Here is a 16,690-nt window from a genome sequence, read left to right as displayed (position 1 = left end):
GCGGCTGGCGGGATTTTTCGTTTATCGTCGACCGGAGTGATCTGTTCATCTCGAAACTGCGAGGCCTTGCCCATGACGCACGAGATTTCCGCCAGCCGCCGTCGCTTCCTTCAGGTCGGTGCCACTGCCGCCACCATGGCGCTGATCAACCCGTTTGCCGCGCGAGCCGGCGGTGGTTCCGGCGGAACGCCAACGCGCGCCATGTTGAAACTGGGCAAGTCGGCGACTGGTCGCACCGTGCCATCGGGCCTTGTCGGCCTGAGTTTCGAAACGCTGCAGATGCACGACACCAGCTACTTCTCGGCATCGAACAAGGCGCTGATCGGCATGCTACGCCGGTTGAATCCGCAGGGCGTGTTGCGCATCGGCGGCAATTCCAGCGATTACTCGGCGTGGAGCGGTTACACCGGCGCGCTGCCGCCGTTCGAGCAATTGCCGCACGCGGTGTTCAAGCGGCCGTACATGGTTACGCCCGAGCAGCTGACGAACCTGGCGGGCTTCCTCGATGCCACCGGCTGGTGGCTGGTGTTCGGCGTCAACCTGCGTCGCGGCTCGCCGGCGATGGCGGCCGAGTTGGCCGAGGCGGTGCAGCGCGCGGTGGGCGACCGGTTGCAGGCGATCCAGATCGGCAACGAGCCGAGCCTGTACAAGCACGCGGATGGCAGCGCCTTCAGCTACGACGAGTACCTGGCGTTGTGGCGGAAAACCGCCGAGGCGATTCGCCAGCGCGCGCCCGTGCCGATCGCCGGCCCCGACACCAGCAATGAAATCGACTGGGTGCGGAAGTTTGCCCACGACACCAACGACATCGTGGCACTCACGCATCACTACTACCGCGGCGGCGCGCCGCAACCGACCACCACGGTGGCGCAAATGCTGGGTGGCGACCCCGACTTCATCCAGCAGGCGGAACAGGTTGCGAAGGTGGCGGCGGCGAAGAAGCTGCCGTTCCTGCTGACCGAAGCGAACTCCTACTGGGGCGGCGGCAAGCTGGGTGTCAGCAATACGTTCGCTTCGGCGTTGTGGGGCGGCGATTTCGCGCTGGCTTGCGCACAGGCCGGCGTGGACGGCATCAACATCCACTCCGGCACGCTGTCGGTGCTGGAGGCATCGCTCAACAAGAACGTGGCGACGGCGCCGAAGGGTGCCACCTACGAGCAGCGGCTGGATGCGATCAGCGGCCGCTACACGCCCATCGCCGGCGATGCGGAGGAGGGTTATTACGCCCGCCCGCTGTATTACGGGTTGTTGCTGGCGCGGCAGTTCGCGGGGGCGGGTTTCGTCGATGCCGCGCTCCGTGCGAACGGCGCCAACCTCACCGCCTACGCGGCCGACCGTGGCGGACAGCGCCTGCTGGCGGTGTTCAACAAGGATCTGCAGCGTGATGTGGATCTGCAGGTGGATTTCGGCCACGCGGGAAGTGCGGCCAAGGTGTGGCGTCTGCAGGCGCCGGGCATCGACGACGTGCACCACACCACGCTGGCTGGCGCCGCCGTGGGGCATGCGGGCGAGTGGTCGCCGGTTTCCGATGAAACGCTGCGGATCGATGCGGGGCGGGGCGCGTTGTCGCTGCCGCGTGGCAGTGCCGCCCTCCTGACCGTCGAGGCCTGAAACGAAAACACCCCGCTGCGGCGGAGTGTTTTCTCGCTTGTGGCCTTTGCTCCCTCCCCTGCATGCAGGGGAGGGTTGGGGTGGGGTGCTTTTGATCTCCCCGCCAGCCCGGACAACCCCCTCCCAACCTCCCCCTGCGCGCAGGGGGAGGAGCAGAGCTCAGGCCAGCTTTTTGTACTTCACGCGCTTCGGACCCGAATCGTCGCCCAGGCGACGCTTCTTGTCGGCCTCGTACTCGTTGTAGTTGCCGGGGAAGAACTCGACGTGCGAGTCGCCTTCGAACGCGATGATGTGGGTGGCGATGCGGTCGAGGAACCAGCGGTCATGCGAGATCACGATCGCGCTGCCGGGGAATTCCAGCAGCGCGTCTTCCAGCGCGCGCAGGGTTTCCACGTCCAGGTCGTTGGACGGCTCATCGAGCAGCAGCACGTTGCCGCCCTGCAGCAGGGTCTTGGCCATGTGCAGGCGGCCGCGTTCGCCGCCGGACAGGCTGCCGACGATCTTCTGCTGGTCGGTGCCCTTGAAGTTGAAGCGGCCGATGTAGGCGCGCGACTGGATCTCGAAATTGCCGATGGTGAGGATGTCCGAACCGCCGGACACTTCCTGCCACACGTTGTTCTTCGGGTCGAGCGCATCGCGCGACTGGTCGACGTAGGCCAGCTTGGTGGTGTGGCCCAGCTTCACCTCGCCCGAGTCCGGCTGTTCCTTGCCCATGATCATCTTCATCATGGTCGACTTGCCGGCGCCGTTGGGGCCGATCACGCCGATGATGGCGCCCGGCGGCACCTTGAACGACAAGTCCTCGATCAGCATGCGGTCGCCGAACGACTTGGTGACGTTCTTGAACTCGATCACTTCCTGGCCCAGGCGCTCGCCCGGCGGGATGAAGATTTCATTCGTCTCGTTGCGGCGCTGGTAGTCGACCGAGTTCAGTTCCTCGAAGCGGGCCAGGCGGGCCTTGCCCTTGGACTGGCGGCCCTTGGCGGCCGAGCGCACCCACTCCAGCTCCTTCGCGATCGCCTTCTGGCGCGACTTCTCCTGGTTCGCTTCCTGCTTCAGACGGGCATCCTTCTGCTCCAGCCACTCGGTGTAGTTGCCCTTCCACGGAATGCCGCGGCCGCGGTCGAGTTCCAGAATCCACTCGGCGGCGTTGTCGAGGAAGTAGCGGTCATGGGTGACCGCCACCACGGTGCCGGGGTAGTCGTGCAGGAATTTTTCCAGCCAGTCGACCGACTCGGCGTCCAAGTGGTTGGTGGGTTCGTCGAGCAGCAGCATGTCCGGCTTGGACAGCAGCAGGCGGCATAGCGCCACGCGGCGCTTTTCGCCACCGGAAAGCGGGCCGACGACGGCATCCCACGCCGGCAGGCGCAGCGCGTCGGCGGCCACTTCCAGCTGGCGCTCCAGCGCATGCGCGTCGTTGGCGGCCAGCAGGTTTTCCAGCTGTTCCTGTTCCTTGGCCAGCTTGTCGAAATCCGCGCCGTCCTCGGCGTAGGCGGCGTAGACCTCTTCCAGCCGCTTCTGCGCGTCGAGGATTTCCGACACGCCTTCCTCGACCACTTCGCGCACGGTCTTCTCGGGGTCCAGGTTCGGCTCCTGCGCCAGGTAGCCGATCTTGGTGCCCGGCTGGGCGCGCGCCTCGCCCTGGAAGTCGGTATCCACGCCGGCCATGATCCGCAGCACGGTGGACTTGCCCGCGCCGTTGACGCCGAGCAGGCCGATCTTGGCGCCGGGGAAGAAGCTGAGCGAAATGTCCTTGATGATCTGCCGCTTCGGCGGGACGATCTTGCTGACCCCGTTCATGGTGTAGATGTACTGCGAGCTCATGCAACCTCCGAAAGCGTGCACCGCGCCACCGACGGGCGGCGCGGAAAGGGAATTCATCAAACCGCGCATTATAGCGGCTTGTGCCATCGCACCGATGAACCCGCGTGTAGCCAGCTGCCGGTGGCCGCAAAAGCCCGGCAGCGCTACAATTTCCGGCTAAATCCCGCCACCACCCCGCCGAGGCCAGAATGTTCCCCAAGGACTGCACGATTGCCGGTTATGACGACGAACTGGCCAAGGCCATCGCCGATGAAGGCCAGCGCCAGGAAGATCACGTCGAGCTGATCGCCTCGGAGAACTACGCCAGCCCGCGCGTGCTGGAAGCGCAGGGCTCCAAGCTCACCAACAAGTACGCCGAAGGCTATCCGGGCAAGCGCTACTACGGCGGCTGCGAGTATGTGGACGTGGCCGAGAAGCTGGCCATCGAGCGCCTGAAGCAGCTGTTCGACGCCGACTACGCCAACGTGCAGCCGCATTCCGGCTCGCAGGCCAACCAGGCGGTTTACCTGGCGCTGCTGCAGCCGGGCGACACCATCCTGGGCATGAGCCTGGCCCACGGCGGTCACCTGACCCACGGTGCCAAGGTCAACGTCTCCGGCAAGCTGTTCAACGCGATCCAGTACGGCGTCGACGAGAACGGCCTGATCGATTACGACGAAGTGCAGCGCCTGGCCACCGAGCACCAGCCGAAGATGCTGGTGGGCGGCTTCAGCGCGTATTCGCAAGTGGTCGACTGGGCGCGCATGCGCAAGATCGCCGATTCGGTGGGCGCGCTGTTCTTCGTCGACATGGCCCACGTCGCCGGCCTGATCGCCGCAGGCGTCTACCCCAGCCCGCTGCCGCACGCGCACGTGGTCACCTCGACCACCCACAAGACCCTGCGCGGCCCGCGCGGCGGCCTCATCGTGGCCAAGGGCGCGGGTGAGGAAATCGAGAAGAAGCTGCAGTCGATCGTGTTCCCCGGCATCCAGGGCGGCCCGCTGATGCACGTGATCGCGGCCAAGGCGGTGGCGTTCAAGGAAGCGCTGGAGCCCGAGTTCAAGAGCTACCAGGCGCAGGTGGTGAAGAACGCCAAGGCGATGGCGAAAACCTTCATCGAGCGCGGCTACAAGATCGTCTCCGGCGGCACCGAAAACCACCTGATGCTGGTCGACATGATCGGCAAGGACGTCACCGGCAAGGCGGCCGAGGAAGCGCTGGGCAAGGCCCACATCACCGTCAACAAGAACGCCGTGCCGAACGACCCACGCAAGCCCTTCGTCACCTCCGGCCTGCGCGTCGGCACCCCGGCTGTCACTACCCGCGGCTACAAGGAAGCGGACGTGACCGAGCTGGCGAACTGGATCTGCGACGTGCTGGACGCGCCCGAAGACGAGGCGGTGATCGCGGCGGTGCGCGGCAAGGTTACCGAGCAGTGCCGCAAGTTCCCGGTGTATGGCTGAAATGCCGGGAATCGGGAATGGGGAATGGGGAATCGGTGAAAGCCGGTTTCCCGGGCGCTTTTGCTTTTCCCCATTCCCCATTCTCCATTCCCGATTCCCCTAACCATGCACTGCCCCTTCTGCCAGCACGAAGACACGCGGGTGATCGATTCGCGGCTGACCGAGGACGGCAGCACGGTGCGTCGGCGACGCGAATGTCCGCAGTGCGGTGAGCGATTCAACACGTTCGAGACGGCCGAGTTGAAGTTGCCGACGATCGTGAAGAGTGGCGAGCGGCGCGAGACGTTCGACGAGCGCAAGTTGCGCGTGAGTTTCGAGCGCGCGCTGCAGAAGCGGCCGGTGCCAAGCCATGACGTGGACAGCGCCGTGCGCACCATCATCAACGACCTGCGCCGCAGCGGCGAGCGCGAGATCCCGTCGCGCCAGCTGGGCGAGTTGGTGATGCGCGAGCTGAAGAATCTCGACCAGGTGGCGTACGTGCGCTTTGCCTCGGTCTATCGCAAGTTCGAAGACGTGCACGCGTTTCGCGAAGAGATCGAGAAGCTGGAGCGCGATCTGCCGGGCTTGTCCGATCTGCAGTTGCCGCTGCTTGGCGGCGGCAAACCCAAATAGCATGAGGCCGCGCTTTCCCTGTGGGAGCGACTTCAGTCGCGATGCCTTTGCTGCAAAGATCAAGAGCATCGCGACTGAAGTCGCTCCCACAGATCGGCTGACATGCGGATGAATGGGCTGATGTTTTCGGCAACCGATCACACCCACATGGCGCACGCCTTGCGCCTCGCGGCGTGCGGCCTGTACACCACGGCGCCCAACCCACGCGTGGGATGCGTGATCGCGGACGGTGAAACCGTGCTTGGCACCGGCTTCCACCAGCGCGCCGGCGAACCCCACGCCGAGGTCTTCGCCCTGCGTGACGCGGGCGAACGCGCCCGCGGTGCCACCGCCTACGTGACGCTGGAACCCTGCGCCCACCACGGCCGCACGCCGCCATGCGCCGACGCGTTGGTGTCGGCCGGCGTAGGGCGGGTCGTGGTGGCGGCTGAAGATCCCTTCGACCAGGTGGACGGTCGCGGCGTGGCGCGCCTGCGCGCCGCCGGCATCACGGTCGAAACCGGCTTGATGCGCGATGCCGCGCGCGAACTGAACATCGGCTTTTTCAGCCGCATCGAGCGTGGACGTCCATTCGTGCGAGTGAAGCTGGCGATGAGCCTGGATGGCCGCACCGCGCTGGCCAATGGCGATTCCAAATGGATCACCGGTGAGGCTGCCCGCGCCGACGTGCAGCATTGGCGCGCACGCAGCTCCGCGATCCTCAGCGGCAGCGGCACCGTGCTGGCCGACAACCCCCGGCTCACCGTACGGCGGGCTTCAAACTCCCTCTCCCCCGGCGCTGCCGGGGGAGAGGGCTTCAAGCCCCTGCGCGTGATCCTCGACCGCCATCTGCGCACGCCCGCCGGCAGCCATGTGCTGGATGGCTCAGCCCCCACTCTGCTGCTGCACGCGGCGAACGCAACGCCCGCTGCAACGCGTTCCAACCATGTCGAATACGTCAGCGTGCCGGAGCAGGGCGACGCACTCGACCTGCATGCCGTGCTGGCCCTGCTGGCCGGCCGCGATTGCAACGAAATTCACGTCGAAGCTGGCCCGACCCTGTGCGGCGCATTGTTCGCCGCCGGCCTGGTGGACGAGCTGTTGTTGTACATCGCACCGGTGCTGCTGGGCAGCGAAGCCGCGCCCCTGATGAACCTGCCGGGGCTGACCGACATGGCCTCACGCTGGTCGCTGCAGTTGCTGGACCAGCGCATGCTCGGCGCGGACATCCGCTTGCGCCTGCGCCCCGCGTGAGCCGCCGAAGTCCCGCGGCCGTTCGTCACACAAGGAGCCCATCGCCATGAGCAGTGCCAACCCGAAAACCATCCGCTGGGGCATCATCGGTTGCGGCGATGTGACCGAGGTGAAAAGCGGTCCGGCCTTCCAGAAGGTGGAAGGGTCCGCGCTGGTGGCGGTGATGCGCCGCGACGGCGACAAGGCGCGCGATTACGCGCAGCGCCATGGCGTGGCGAAGTGGTATGACGATGGCCAGGCGCTGGTCGACGATCCCGACGTGGATGCGGTCTATGTCGCCACGCCGCCGTCATCGCACAAGCACTACGCGCTGATGAGCATCGCGGCGGGCAAGCCGGTCTACGTGGAGAAGCCCTTCGCGATGGATACGGCCGAGTGCGAGGCCATCGTGGCTGCCGGCCGTGCCGCCAACGTGCCGGTGTTCGTGGCCTATTACCGGCGCATGCTGCCGCGCTTCCACAAGGTGCGCGAGTTGCTGTTCGACGAGCGCGCCATCGGCACGCCGCGCTCGGTGCATTGCGTGCATACCGCCTCGCACAACCCGCGCTACGACGGTCCGCAGTCGCCGCACTGGCATGTGAACCCGGCGATTTCCGGCGGCGGACTGTTCGTGGACATCGGTTGCCACACGCTGAACATCCTGGACTGGCTGTTCGGCCCCATCACCCGCGTCAGTGGCCACGCCAGCAACCAGCGCGGCAGCTATCCGGCTGAGGACAGCGTGGCGATGGCGTTCGCGTTCGGCAACGGCATGGTCGGTACCGGCTTGTGGAATTTCGACGCGCTGCAGCGGCACGACCTCACCGAGGTGACGGGCGATGCGGGCCGGCTTTCCTTCGCCACCTTCGGCGACGGTCCGATCCGGCTGGAGAATGCCGCCGGCGTGCGCGAGTTCCACATCGAGAACCCGCGCACCATCCAGCAGCCGCTGATCGAAACCCTGGTGGCCGAGCTCCACGGCCAACCAGCCGTCTGCCCGGACCTTGCCGCCAGCGGCGTGCGCACCACGTGGGTGATGGATCAGGTGCTGCGCGATTACCGGCGCGCCACGGGGCAGCAGATCGGGCTGTAGCGCAGCACGCGCCGCCTTCTGTAGGAGCGACTTCAGTCGCGATGCTCTTATTCGGGATGCTGAAACAAAGGCATCGCGACTGAAGTCGCTCCCACAGAAGGCCAGAAAGCGCAGGGGCCTGCCGGCGATGGTGCTAGACTGCCGCATCCGGCTTCGGCCGGCAGTACGACGTCTTCAGGGCGGGGCGAAATTCCCCACCGGCGGTAGGCCTTTCGAGGCGAGCCCGCGAGCGCTTCCAGTCCCACTGGAAGGTCAGCAGATCCGGTCAGACTCCGGAGCCGACGGTTGGATGCGGGCAACCGCATCCTCAAAGTCCGGATAAAGAGAAGACGGCACGGCACACGCTTCGCGGCGTGCGTCAGGCCTCATGCCTTGAGGCGTTTTTCGCTTTTTTCGACGCGGGAAACGTTTCATGAAAATCGTTCAGTCACGGCATCGCCTCGCCCTCCCGCCGGAGGTGCGCTGATGTTTACCGGCATCATCCAATGCGTGGGCCGCATCGCGCGGCTCGAACCGCGTGGCGGCGACGTGCGGCTTCATGTCGATACCGCCGACCTCGATCTCCGCGACGTGCAACTGGGCGATTCCATCGCCGTCTCCGGTGTCTGCCTCACGGCGGTCACGCTGGAAGCGCGCGGTTTCGCGGCGGACGTCTCCAACGAAACGCTGTCGCTGACTTCTCTCGGAAAATTGAAAGCCGGCGATCCGGTGAACCTGGAAAAGGCCTTGCGCCTCGCCGACCGTTTGGGCGGCCACATGGTGTCCGGCCACGTCGACGGGCTGGGCAAGGTGGTGTCGGTCACGCCCGATGGCCGCTCGCAGCGCTGGACCTTCGAAGTGCCCGCCAGCCTGTCGCGCTATATCGCCGCCAAGGGCTCGGTCTGCATCGACGGCACCAGCCTCACCGTCAACGAAGTGTCGGGCCATCGCTTCGGCGTCAACCTGATCCCGCACACCGTCGAGCACACCGCCTTCCACGCCCGCCGCGTGGGCGATGCGGTGAACATCGAGGTGGATGTGGTGGCGCGCTACATCGAACGGCTGCTGTCCAGCGGCGAGGCGCCGAAGCTGGATGAGGCGTTTTTGAAGCAGAACGGTTTCGCCTGATCCTGAAGCCCCTCTCCCCCTGGGAGAGGGGTTGGGGTGAGGGTTCGGGCGGAGCGCAGCGCTTTCGCTCCGCCCGAACCCTCATCCGCCCCTTCGGGGCACCTTCTCCCATCGGGAGAAGGGAACCGCCAAAACGGATACACCCATGCCCTTCAACACCATCCCCGAAATCCTCGAAGACATCCGCGCCGGCCGCATGGTCGTCATCGTCGACGACGAAGACCGCGAGAACGAGGGCGACCTGATCATGGCCGCCGAGAAAGTGCGCCCCGAAGACATCAACTTCATGGTGCGCGAGGCGCGCGGCCTGGTCTGCGTCACGCTCACCGAGCAGCGCACGCGCCAGTTGGGCCTGAAGCCGATGGTCAGCGACAACACCTCGGCCTACCACACCAACTTCACCGTCTCGATCGAGGCGGCCGAAGGCGTCACCACCGGCATCTCCGCCCACGACCGCGCGCGCACCATCCAGGTGGCCGCGAAGGCGGATGCGAAGCCGCAGGACCTGACCCAGCCCGGGCACATCTTTCCGCTCACCGCGCTGCCGGGTGGCGTGCTGAGCCGCGCCGGTCACACCGAAGCCGGTTGCGACCTGGCGGCGCTGGCGGGGCTGGAGCCGGCGGCGGTGCTGATCGAGATCCTGCATGAGGACGGCTCGATGGCGCGCCGACCGGAGCTGGAGGTTTTCGCGCGCAAGCACGGGTTGAAGATCGGCTCCATTGCCGACCTCATCCGCCACCGGCTGGAAACCGAGAAGACCGTGCAGCGCGTGCACGAGGAAGACGTGCAGACCGAGTTCGGCGCGTTCCGGCTGGTCGCGTATCGCGACGTGATCCGCAAAGGCCTGCACTTCGCCCTGGTGCGCGGCACGGTGGACGACGGCGCGCCGGTGCTGTCGCGCGTGCATGTGCGCAACACCTTGTCCGACGTGCTGCACCTGCAACGCGACGATCTTGGCATCACCGTGACCGAAGCCCTGCGCCGCATCGCCGACGAGGATCGCGGCGTGCTGCTGGTGCTGTCGGGCGACGACAGCCCCGATGCCCTGCTGGCTGGGCTGCAACGCCAGCCGCAAACGGAAAACCGCCGCCGCGACACCCAGCAGGAATGGCGCCAGCTGGGCCTTGGCGCGCAGATCCTGTCCGACCTGGGCGTGCACCGCCTGCGCGTGCTCGGCACCCCGCGCAAGCTGGTGGGCCTGGGCGGTTTCGATCTGGAGGTGGTCGAGTACGTTTGACTCGCACCCGCCCGTGTAGGAGCGGCTTCAGCCGCGACGCTTTTACGGGATTCGGGATTCGGGATTCGGGATTCGGTGAAGCCAAGAGCGTCGCGGCTGAAGCCGCTCCTACAGAAAATCACCGCATCGCGCCCGTCTCCGCCCTGCAACCGCCACCCCATCCCCGCATAATCGACTGTCGCCAACCGAACCCAAGCCCATGCCCGAAACCCGCATCCGCCTGATCGCCCCTTCCGGCTATCCGCACGATCGCGCCGCCATGACGCGCGGCGTGGAACGGCTGCGCGAGGCCGGTTGCGTCGTGGATGCGCTGGACGTGCTTGACCGCAGCGAGCAGCGCTACGCCGGCAGCGACGCCCAGCGGGCGGCCGATATCAATGCGCTGGCCACGCTGGATGCACTGCCGGACATCGCGCTGGCCATCCGCGGCGGTTACGGCGCCACGCGGTTGCTGGCCGATCTGCATTACGACGCCTTGCGCGAACGGCTGAGCGGCAGCAACACCATGCTGGTCGGCTACAGCGATTTCACCGCGCTGCAATTGGCATTGCATGCAAAAAGCGGGCTGTGCACCTTCAGCGGCCCGATGCTGGGCGCGGATTTCGGCGCGGAAGCCTTGAGCGACTTCACCTGGCAACACTTCTGGCAGACAGCGCGCTCGCCGGCGACCGAGGTCGCATGGCGCACCAGGGCCGCAACGGAAGCTGAGGTCGAAGGCCCGCTGTGGGGCGGTAACCTGGCCGTGCTGTGCAGCCTGATCGGCACGCCGTATTTCCCCGCCATCGAGGGCGGCATCCTGTTCGTGGAGGACGTGGGCGAGCCGCCGTTCCGGATCGAGCGGCTGCTGTACCAACTGCACCTGTCCGGTGTGTTGGGGCGCCAGCGCGCGCTGCTGCTGGGCGATTTCAGCCAGTGCCGCGGCAGCGCCTACGACAACGGCTACGGCCTGCAGCACAGCTTCGAGCAGATCCGCGCCGCCTGCGGCATCCCGGTGATCGATGGCCTGCCCACCGGCCACGAACCGGACAAGTTCACGCTGCCCTTCGGCGCGCCGGCACGGCTGCGCGTGGGCGGCGGCGAGGCCAGCCTGAGTTTCAGCGGTTATCCCCACCTGACCTGAAGCTCTTTACTCCTCCCCCTGCTTGCAGGGGGAGGTTGGGAGGGGGTTAGCTTTTGACTTTCCAAGATCAAAAGCGACCCCACCCCAACCCTCCCCTGCAAGCAGGGGAGGGAGCAAAGAGAGCAGGCGAAGCCCCAAACCCGTAAAATGACCGGCCAGCATGGGCTGTGCCCACCCAAGGAATCCGCAATGAAGATCATCGAAGGCGATTTCGCCACGCCCAAAGGCCGCTTTGTCATCGTCGCCGGCCGCTTCAACGGCTTTGTCGTCGAACCGCTGGTGGCCGGTGCGCGCGACGCGCTGGTGCGCCACGGCGTGGCGGACGATGCGATCGACCTGGTTCGCGTCCCCGGCGCCTGGGAGATCGCGCTGGCCGCGCACAAGCTGGCCAACAGCGGCAAGTACACGGCGGTGATCGCGCTGGGTGCGGTGATCCGCGGTTCCACCCCGCATTTCGACTATGTGGCCGGCGAATGCGCCAAGGGCCTGGCGCAGGCGGCCTACGCCTCCGGCGTGCCGGTGGCGTTCGGCGTGCTCACCACCGACAGCATCGAGCAGGCGATCGAGCGTTCCGGCACCAAGGCCGGCAACAAGGGCGCCGACGCGGCCATGGCCGCGCTGGAAATGGCCAACCTGTACGGCAAGCTGGCATGAACCAGGGCATCGACATGCAGGCGCGCTCGCGCGCCCGCCGCCGCGCGCTGCAGGCACTGTATGCGTGGCAGTTGAGCGGCAGCCACATGAACGCGGTGATCGACCAGTTCCGCCACGAGCAGGACATGGAGATTGCCGACCTGGAATACTTCGAAGACCTGCTGCACGGCGTGGAAACCAACGTCGATGCGCTCGACGAAAGCCTGCGCCCGCACATCGACCGCGAAGTCGCCCAGATCGATCCGATCGAACGCGCCGCGCTGCGCCTGGCCGCCTACGAGCTGAAATTCCGCCCCGACGTGCCGTACCGCGTGGTGATCAACGAGGCTATCGAAGTCACCAAGCGCTTCGGTGCCGACCACGGCCACAGCTACGTCAACGGCGTGCTGGACAAACTCGCCAGCGAACTGCGCGCGGTCGAGAAGCGCGGCTGACCCCACCCGCAAAACACCTGTAGGAGCGGCTTCAGCCGCGACGCTTTTCGCGATTCCCGATTCCCGATTCCCGATTCCCGGCCAAAAAGCATCGCGGCTGAAGCCGCTCCTACAAAAAACACAAAGGGCCCCGATGGAATTCCGGCTGATCGATCGCATCCGCGAACTCACCGCCCAGCCACGCGACGACGTGCGCCTGGGCATCGGTGACGACGCCGCCGTGCTGGCGGTTCCGGCGGGGCAGGAGTTGGTGGTGGCCATCGACACCATGGTGGAAGGCACGCATTTCCTGCCCGGCACCGCACCGGCCGACCTGGGCTGGAAGGCGCTGGCGGTCAATCTTTCCGATCTCGCCGCGATGGGCGCCACGCCCGCCTGGGCCTTGCTGGCGCTGACCTTGCCCAAGGCTGACGCGGCCTTCGTGGACGGTTTCGCTGAAGGTTTCGCGCAACTGGCGCAGCCGCACCGGCTGGCCCTGGTTGGCGGTGATACCACCGGCGGGCCGCTTTGCATCAGCGTAGCCGTGCACGGCTTCGTGCCGCCGGGCCAGGCGCTGACCCGCGCCGGTGCGCAGGTGGGTGACGAGGTGCTGGTTACCGGCACATTGGGCGATGCGCTGGCCGGCTTGTACGCCTTGCGCGAACCGCCGCACGACAACGTGCACCAGGCCACTCTCCGCCAATCCCTGATCGAACGCTTGACCCGCCCCGAGCCGCGCGTGGCCGCCGGTATCGCCCTGCGCGGGCTGGCCAGTGCCTGCGTGGATATTTCCGACGGCTTGCTGGCCGACCTCGGCCATATCTGCAGCGCCAGCGGCGTGGGCGCGGAACTGGAGGCGGCACAACTGCCGCGCTCGCCCGCGCTGCGTGAACTGCATGGCGAAGACGAATCCATACAACTGGCGCTGAGCGGCGGCGACAACTACGAACTCTGCTTCACCGTGCCGCCGCAGCGGCTGGCGGCCGCACTGGCGGCGCTGGCCGAAACCGGCTGCCCCGTGACCCGCATCGGCCGCATCGTCGAAGGTCACGACGTGCGCGTGCGCGCCGTCGATGGCAGCCCTCTCACTGTCACCATGAAGGGCTGGGAGCATTTCGCATGAGCGCCAAAAAGACCCTCAGCCGCGACCAGCGCCGCGCCCTGCTAGCCACTCCCGCCGGCTGGCTGGCCTGCGGCTTCGGCTCCGGCCTGGCACCCATCGCCCAAGGCACCTTCGGCTCGGTCGCCGCCTTCATCCCCTGGCTGGCCCTGCGCCAGCTGCCGTTGTGGCTTTACATCGCCGTGCTGGCCATCGGCTTCGCCATCGGCGTAGGGGCCTGCACCATCGCCGGCCGCGCCCTGGGCGTGGACGACCACCGCAGCCTGGTCTGGGACGAATTCATCGGCCAATGGATCGCCCTGCTGCCACTGGGCATCGCCACCCTGCTGCCGCCCACCGGCCTGGCTTGGTGGATGCCCCTCGCCGCCTTCGCGCTGTTCCGCTTGTTCGACGTGTGGAAACCCTGGCCCATCCGCTGGCTGGACCGGCGGGTGAAGGGCGGGTTCGGGGTGATGATCGATGACGTGATCGCGGGGGTGTTTGCGGCGGTGGTGCTGGGCGTAGGGGTGTGGGGATTGGGGTGAGTGCTCGCCGAAGTCGCTCGCTGGGGAAGCGTGCATGCGACCGGATCAACGTTTGACGGTGGGGTTGATGCGCGGAGCCCATTTGTCGACATGCCGGGATAGGTAGAAGGATTAGATTGCGTCATAGTGGCCAACTACCTGATTTTGCGGGGCACGTGGTCGAGATAAGCGCTTCCGAGGCTGGTTTAGCTCCAAGATTACAGCGTGTGTTGAGATTAACTAAGCGTTAGCATATGAATCCATGGACCCAACACAAGAAATCGCAAAGATTTCCTATCTTTATTTCCACTACATAGGTCATCGCGCCGAATATCATGTCAGCTTATTTGGAATTCTGGCAATTTTGTTTTCGACCTTACTCGTTGCCTGGATTATTGAACAGTGGGCACCGAGCAATAAACTGCGCCCGACCACGCAACGTGGCGCAGCGTTCATAGTCTTTCAAGCCTTATTGTACATGTCGCTTACTATTTCCTATTCGTACCATTCACTCTCTAACGGCTATATAAGATGCTTTTCTAGGCGACGGTACTCTTGTGGCGTAAATTTACTCGATGCTAACGGGAAATTTCATCATAGTTATGAGCATTTGGTCTCGTTACCGCTTACTCCGATCGCTTTTTGGTTTAGCTTTTTTTGCGTATCGTGCATTACGTTGCTATTGGCGTACTGGTTGTTCGGCACTATGCGGTGGCTGATAGATCAGCATACCCGTGCTAACCACTCGCCCAAGCCGACACGCGAAAAGAAGCGCGCAGCTTAACTCCGGTGTTAGGCGTGAACACAACTGTCCCGCCGACCGGGGAAGGGGTTGGGTTCATTTATTAGAGGTCATTTTCGTCGGTAAATGGACATTCCCCCTTTTGTCCCCTTTGGCGGCTCGCGGAAGGCCCGAGTCACTGGATTCCTGCCTTCGCAGGAATGACGAGAAAAAAGGTCCTTCGCTTAGGTAAGTGCCATTCGGCGCGGCACCGGCTTCGCCCGAAAACCACATCGGCCAAATCAGACTGGGAGGCGTAAGCTTCAGCCATCGTCGCCCGAGGATGAGCCATGCCCACGCCCATCATGCCCGCCGCGTTCATCGGCCACGGCAGTCCGATGAATGCGCTGGAGCGCAACCGCTATACGGAGGCATGGCGTGCGTTCGGCGCATCGGTGCCGAAGCCGCGGGCGATCCTGATGGTGTCGGCGCATTGGTACGTCAACGCCACGGCGGTGACGGCGATGGCGCGGCCGAAGACGATCCACGATTTCTACGGCTTTCCGCAGGCGCTGTTCGATGTGGATTACCCGGCGCCCGGCTTGCCGGAGCTGGCCGAGGAAGTGGCGGAGGTGGCGAAGCCCGATTATGTGGGCGCGGATGCGGACAGCTGGGGGCTGGATCACGGCACCTGGTCGGTGCTTGTGCATGCGTTTCCGGATGCGAACGTGCCGGTGGTGCAGTTGTCGATCAACGCCGCCGAGCCCGCGCGTTATCACATGGAGCTGGGCATTCGGCTGGCGGCGCTGCGCCAGCGTGGGGTGCTGTTGATGGGTAGTGGCAACGTGGTGCACAACCTGCGCGCGATGGACGGCCGCTCGCCCGACCTGGGTTTCGACTGGGTGCGGCCGTTCAGCGAGGAGGCGATCGACGTGATGACGGACAGGCCCGCGGATGCGGCGCAACTGGTGTCGCATCGCGACTTCAGCCGCGTGGCGCCCACGCCGGAGCATTTCCTGCCGCTGCTGTACATCGCCGGGTTCAGCGCGGCCACCGGGGACACGCCGAAGGTGCTGGTGGATGGTTACGCCTATGGCTCGCTGTCGATGACGTCGTTTGGCGTGGGCGTGCCGTGCCCGCCTGCCGCGGCGGGTTTGCCCGGGGCATCGCCTCTGGGCAGCGAGGCGCCGTCCGACGGGACCAATATCTAGCGGTTGTGCGGGTGCGGGCGTTGCTGGGGGAGGGGCATGCACATTCCGGCGCCCCCGGTTGTCGCGTATGGTCCGCAAGACGCTTGAGCCGCTTGATCATCGACAGGGGATAGACCGATGCATGCTGCAGACACTCATGGGGGCGGATTCTTTCCGGGCCCGGTTTCCGTGCGGGCGGGGAAGGCGTGGTCTCGGGCCTTTCATCGGTCACGCCACGTACTGATGGTTCTCCCGCTGTTGCTGCTGGCCGGCTGCAATCATCGGGTGGCGTCGGAGAAGACCGTCGACGTTTGCGCGCTGATGCTGGAGGCGGCGACTTCAGCGCTGCATGGCGTGCCGATCACCGAGCGCGGACCGGGTACCTGCGAGTTCCATGTCGACGACGGCGACGGTAGCGGCGGGCGCATCCAGGTCGGGCTTCTCACGCGTGCCGCGGCGGGCGGTTCGCGCCAGTTTGATCAATCCGTGCGCCTGATCCTGGCCGAGGCCGCGCAGACTTACGGCAACGCGGGGTCGCCTGCATTGGGCGACTTGGCCGAAGTGGCGCTGGGTTTCGGCAGCGATCCGTCCCAATCCCTTCGGCAGGTGGTGGTGGCTGAGCGTGGCGTGATGATGGAGGTGTTCATCGGCGCCGAAACCGAGCTGAGCCGCGAGGAGGTGCTTGCCCTGACGCGGGCGCTGTGGACGCAGGTGACCACGTACAAGCGACCGTCGACCTGAAGGCGCGGGGAACGCACCCTGCGCTTTTCCCACTTTCTCGCGGCGCTGAGGTCAGCTGAGGTAATGTCGGCAGTTCGTCGCCGCAGCTAG

General features: G+C 65.7%; 15 protein-coding genes and 1 riboswitch. Of the genes, 14 read left to right on the top strand and 1 reads right to left on the bottom strand.

Annotated features, from left to right (window positions below):
• The first annotated feature begins 72 nt into the window (after window positions 1-72).
• The gene (locus ASD22_RS07430) at window positions 73-1,611 is read left to right on the top strand and encodes a hypothetical protein (protein WP_056081248.1); all 1,539 of its coding nucleotides are present in this window, start codon (window positions 73-75) and stop codon (window positions 1,609-1,611) included.
• A gap of 159 nt (window positions 1,612-1,770) precedes the next feature.
• On the opposite strand, the gene ettA is transcribed toward ASD22_RS07430, so the two are convergent.
• The gene (ettA, locus tag ASD22_RS07425) at window positions 1,771-3,435 is read right to left on the bottom strand and encodes an energy-dependent translational throttle protein EttA (protein WP_056081245.1); all 1,665 of its coding nucleotides are present in this window, start codon (window positions 3,433-3,435) and stop codon (window positions 1,771-1,773) included.
• Window positions 3,436-3,623: 188 nt separating this feature from the next.
• Here ettA and glyA point away from each other — a divergent pair, with 188 nt between their 5' ends.
• The 13 genes from glyA (at window position 3,624) to ASD22_RS07360 (ending at window position 16,600) form a co-directional block, all read left to right on the top strand.
• On the top strand, window positions 3,624-4,877 hold the full coding sequence (gene glyA, locus ASD22_RS07420; RefSeq protein WP_056081242.1) for a serine hydroxymethyltransferase: 1,254 nt from the start codon (window positions 3,624-3,626) through the stop codon (window positions 4,875-4,877).
• Between the two features lie 105 nt (window positions 4,878-4,982).
• The gene (gene nrdR, locus ASD22_RS07415) at window positions 4,983-5,489 is read left to right on the top strand and encodes a transcriptional regulator NrdR (protein ID WP_056081238.1); all 507 of its coding nucleotides are present in this window, start codon (window positions 4,983-4,985) and stop codon (window positions 5,487-5,489) included.
• 120 nt (window positions 5,490-5,609) lie between these two features.
• Window positions 5,610-6,722: a bifunctional diaminohydroxyphosphoribosylaminopyrimidine deaminase/5-amino-6-(5-phosphoribosylamino)uracil reductase RibD gene (gene ribD / locus ASD22_RS07410; protein WP_343123424.1), complete on the top strand. Its 1,113-nt coding sequence runs from the start codon at window positions 5,610-5,612 to the stop codon at window positions 6,720-6,722.
• A gap of 46 nt (window positions 6,723-6,768) precedes the next feature.
• Window positions 6,769-7,794 carry a Gfo/Idh/MocA family oxidoreductase gene (locus ASD22_RS07405; protein WP_056081235.1) on the top strand — a complete coding sequence of 342 codons (1,026 nt, stop codon included), beginning with the start codon at window positions 6,769-6,771 and terminating at the stop codon, window positions 7,792-7,794.
• Window positions 7,795-7,960: 166 nt separating this feature from the next.
• Window positions 7,961-8,129: riboswitch (FMN riboswitch) on the top strand.
• 130 nt (window positions 8,130-8,259) lie between these two features.
• Window positions 8,260-8,901 (top strand): riboflavin synthase, encoded by a 642-nt coding sequence (locus tag ASD22_RS07400; protein ID WP_056081231.1) that lies wholly within the window; start codon window positions 8,260-8,262, stop codon window positions 8,899-8,901.
• A gap of 145 nt (window positions 8,902-9,046) precedes the next feature.
• Window positions 9,047-10,138, top strand: a complete 1,092-nt coding sequence (gene ribBA, locus ASD22_RS07395; protein ID WP_056081229.1) for a bifunctional 3,4-dihydroxy-2-butanone-4-phosphate synthase/GTP cyclohydrolase II — start codon at window positions 9,047-9,049, stop codon at window positions 10,136-10,138.
• 199 nt (window positions 10,139-10,337) lie between these two features.
• On the top strand, window positions 10,338-11,258 hold the full coding sequence (ldcA, locus tag ASD22_RS07390; RefSeq protein WP_056081226.1) for a muramoyltetrapeptide carboxypeptidase: 921 nt from the start codon (window positions 10,338-10,340) through the stop codon (window positions 11,256-11,258).
• Window positions 11,259-11,447: 189 nt separating this feature from the next.
• On the top strand, window positions 11,448-11,912 hold the full coding sequence (ribE, locus tag ASD22_RS07385; RefSeq protein ID WP_056081223.1) for a 6,7-dimethyl-8-ribityllumazine synthase: 465 nt from the start codon (window positions 11,448-11,450) through the stop codon (window positions 11,910-11,912).
• Window positions 11,909-12,346 carry a transcription antitermination factor NusB gene (gene nusB / locus ASD22_RS07380; RefSeq protein ID WP_056081220.1) on the top strand — a complete coding sequence of 146 codons (438 nt, stop codon included), beginning with the start codon at window positions 11,909-11,911 and terminating at the stop codon, window positions 12,344-12,346. The genes ribE and nusB overlap by 4 nt, the downstream gene beginning before the upstream one ends.
• A gap of 133 nt (window positions 12,347-12,479) precedes the next feature.
• A complete protein-coding gene (thiL, locus tag ASD22_RS07375) occupies window positions 12,480-13,448 on the top strand; it encodes a thiamine-phosphate kinase (RefSeq protein ID WP_056081218.1) in 969 nt (322 codons plus the stop codon).
• Window positions 13,445-13,969 carry a phosphatidylglycerophosphatase A gene (locus ASD22_RS07370; protein ID WP_056081215.1) on the top strand — a complete coding sequence of 175 codons (525 nt, stop codon included), beginning with the start codon at window positions 13,445-13,447 and terminating at the stop codon, window positions 13,967-13,969. The genes thiL and ASD22_RS07370 overlap by 4 nt, the downstream gene beginning before the upstream one ends.
• 1,050 nt (window positions 13,970-15,019) lie before the next feature.
• Window positions 15,020-15,880 carry a 4,5-DOPA dioxygenase extradiol gene (ygiD, locus tag ASD22_RS07365; RefSeq protein ID WP_235577586.1) on the top strand — a complete coding sequence of 287 codons (861 nt, stop codon included), beginning with the start codon at window positions 15,020-15,022 and terminating at the stop codon, window positions 15,878-15,880.
• Between the two features lie 222 nt (window positions 15,881-16,102).
• Window positions 16,103-16,600: a hypothetical protein gene (locus ASD22_RS07360; RefSeq protein ID WP_056081211.1), complete on the top strand. Its 498-nt coding sequence runs from the start codon at window positions 16,103-16,105 to the stop codon at window positions 16,598-16,600.
• Window positions 16,601-16,690: the final 90 nt, after the last annotated feature.

The organism is Rhodanobacter sp. Root480, from assembly GCF_001426645.1.
Lineage (GTDB): Bacteria > Pseudomonadota > Gammaproteobacteria > Xanthomonadales > Rhodanobacteraceae > Rhodanobacter > Rhodanobacter ginsenosidimutans.
This window is presented reverse-complemented; position numbering and strand designations above follow the sequence as displayed.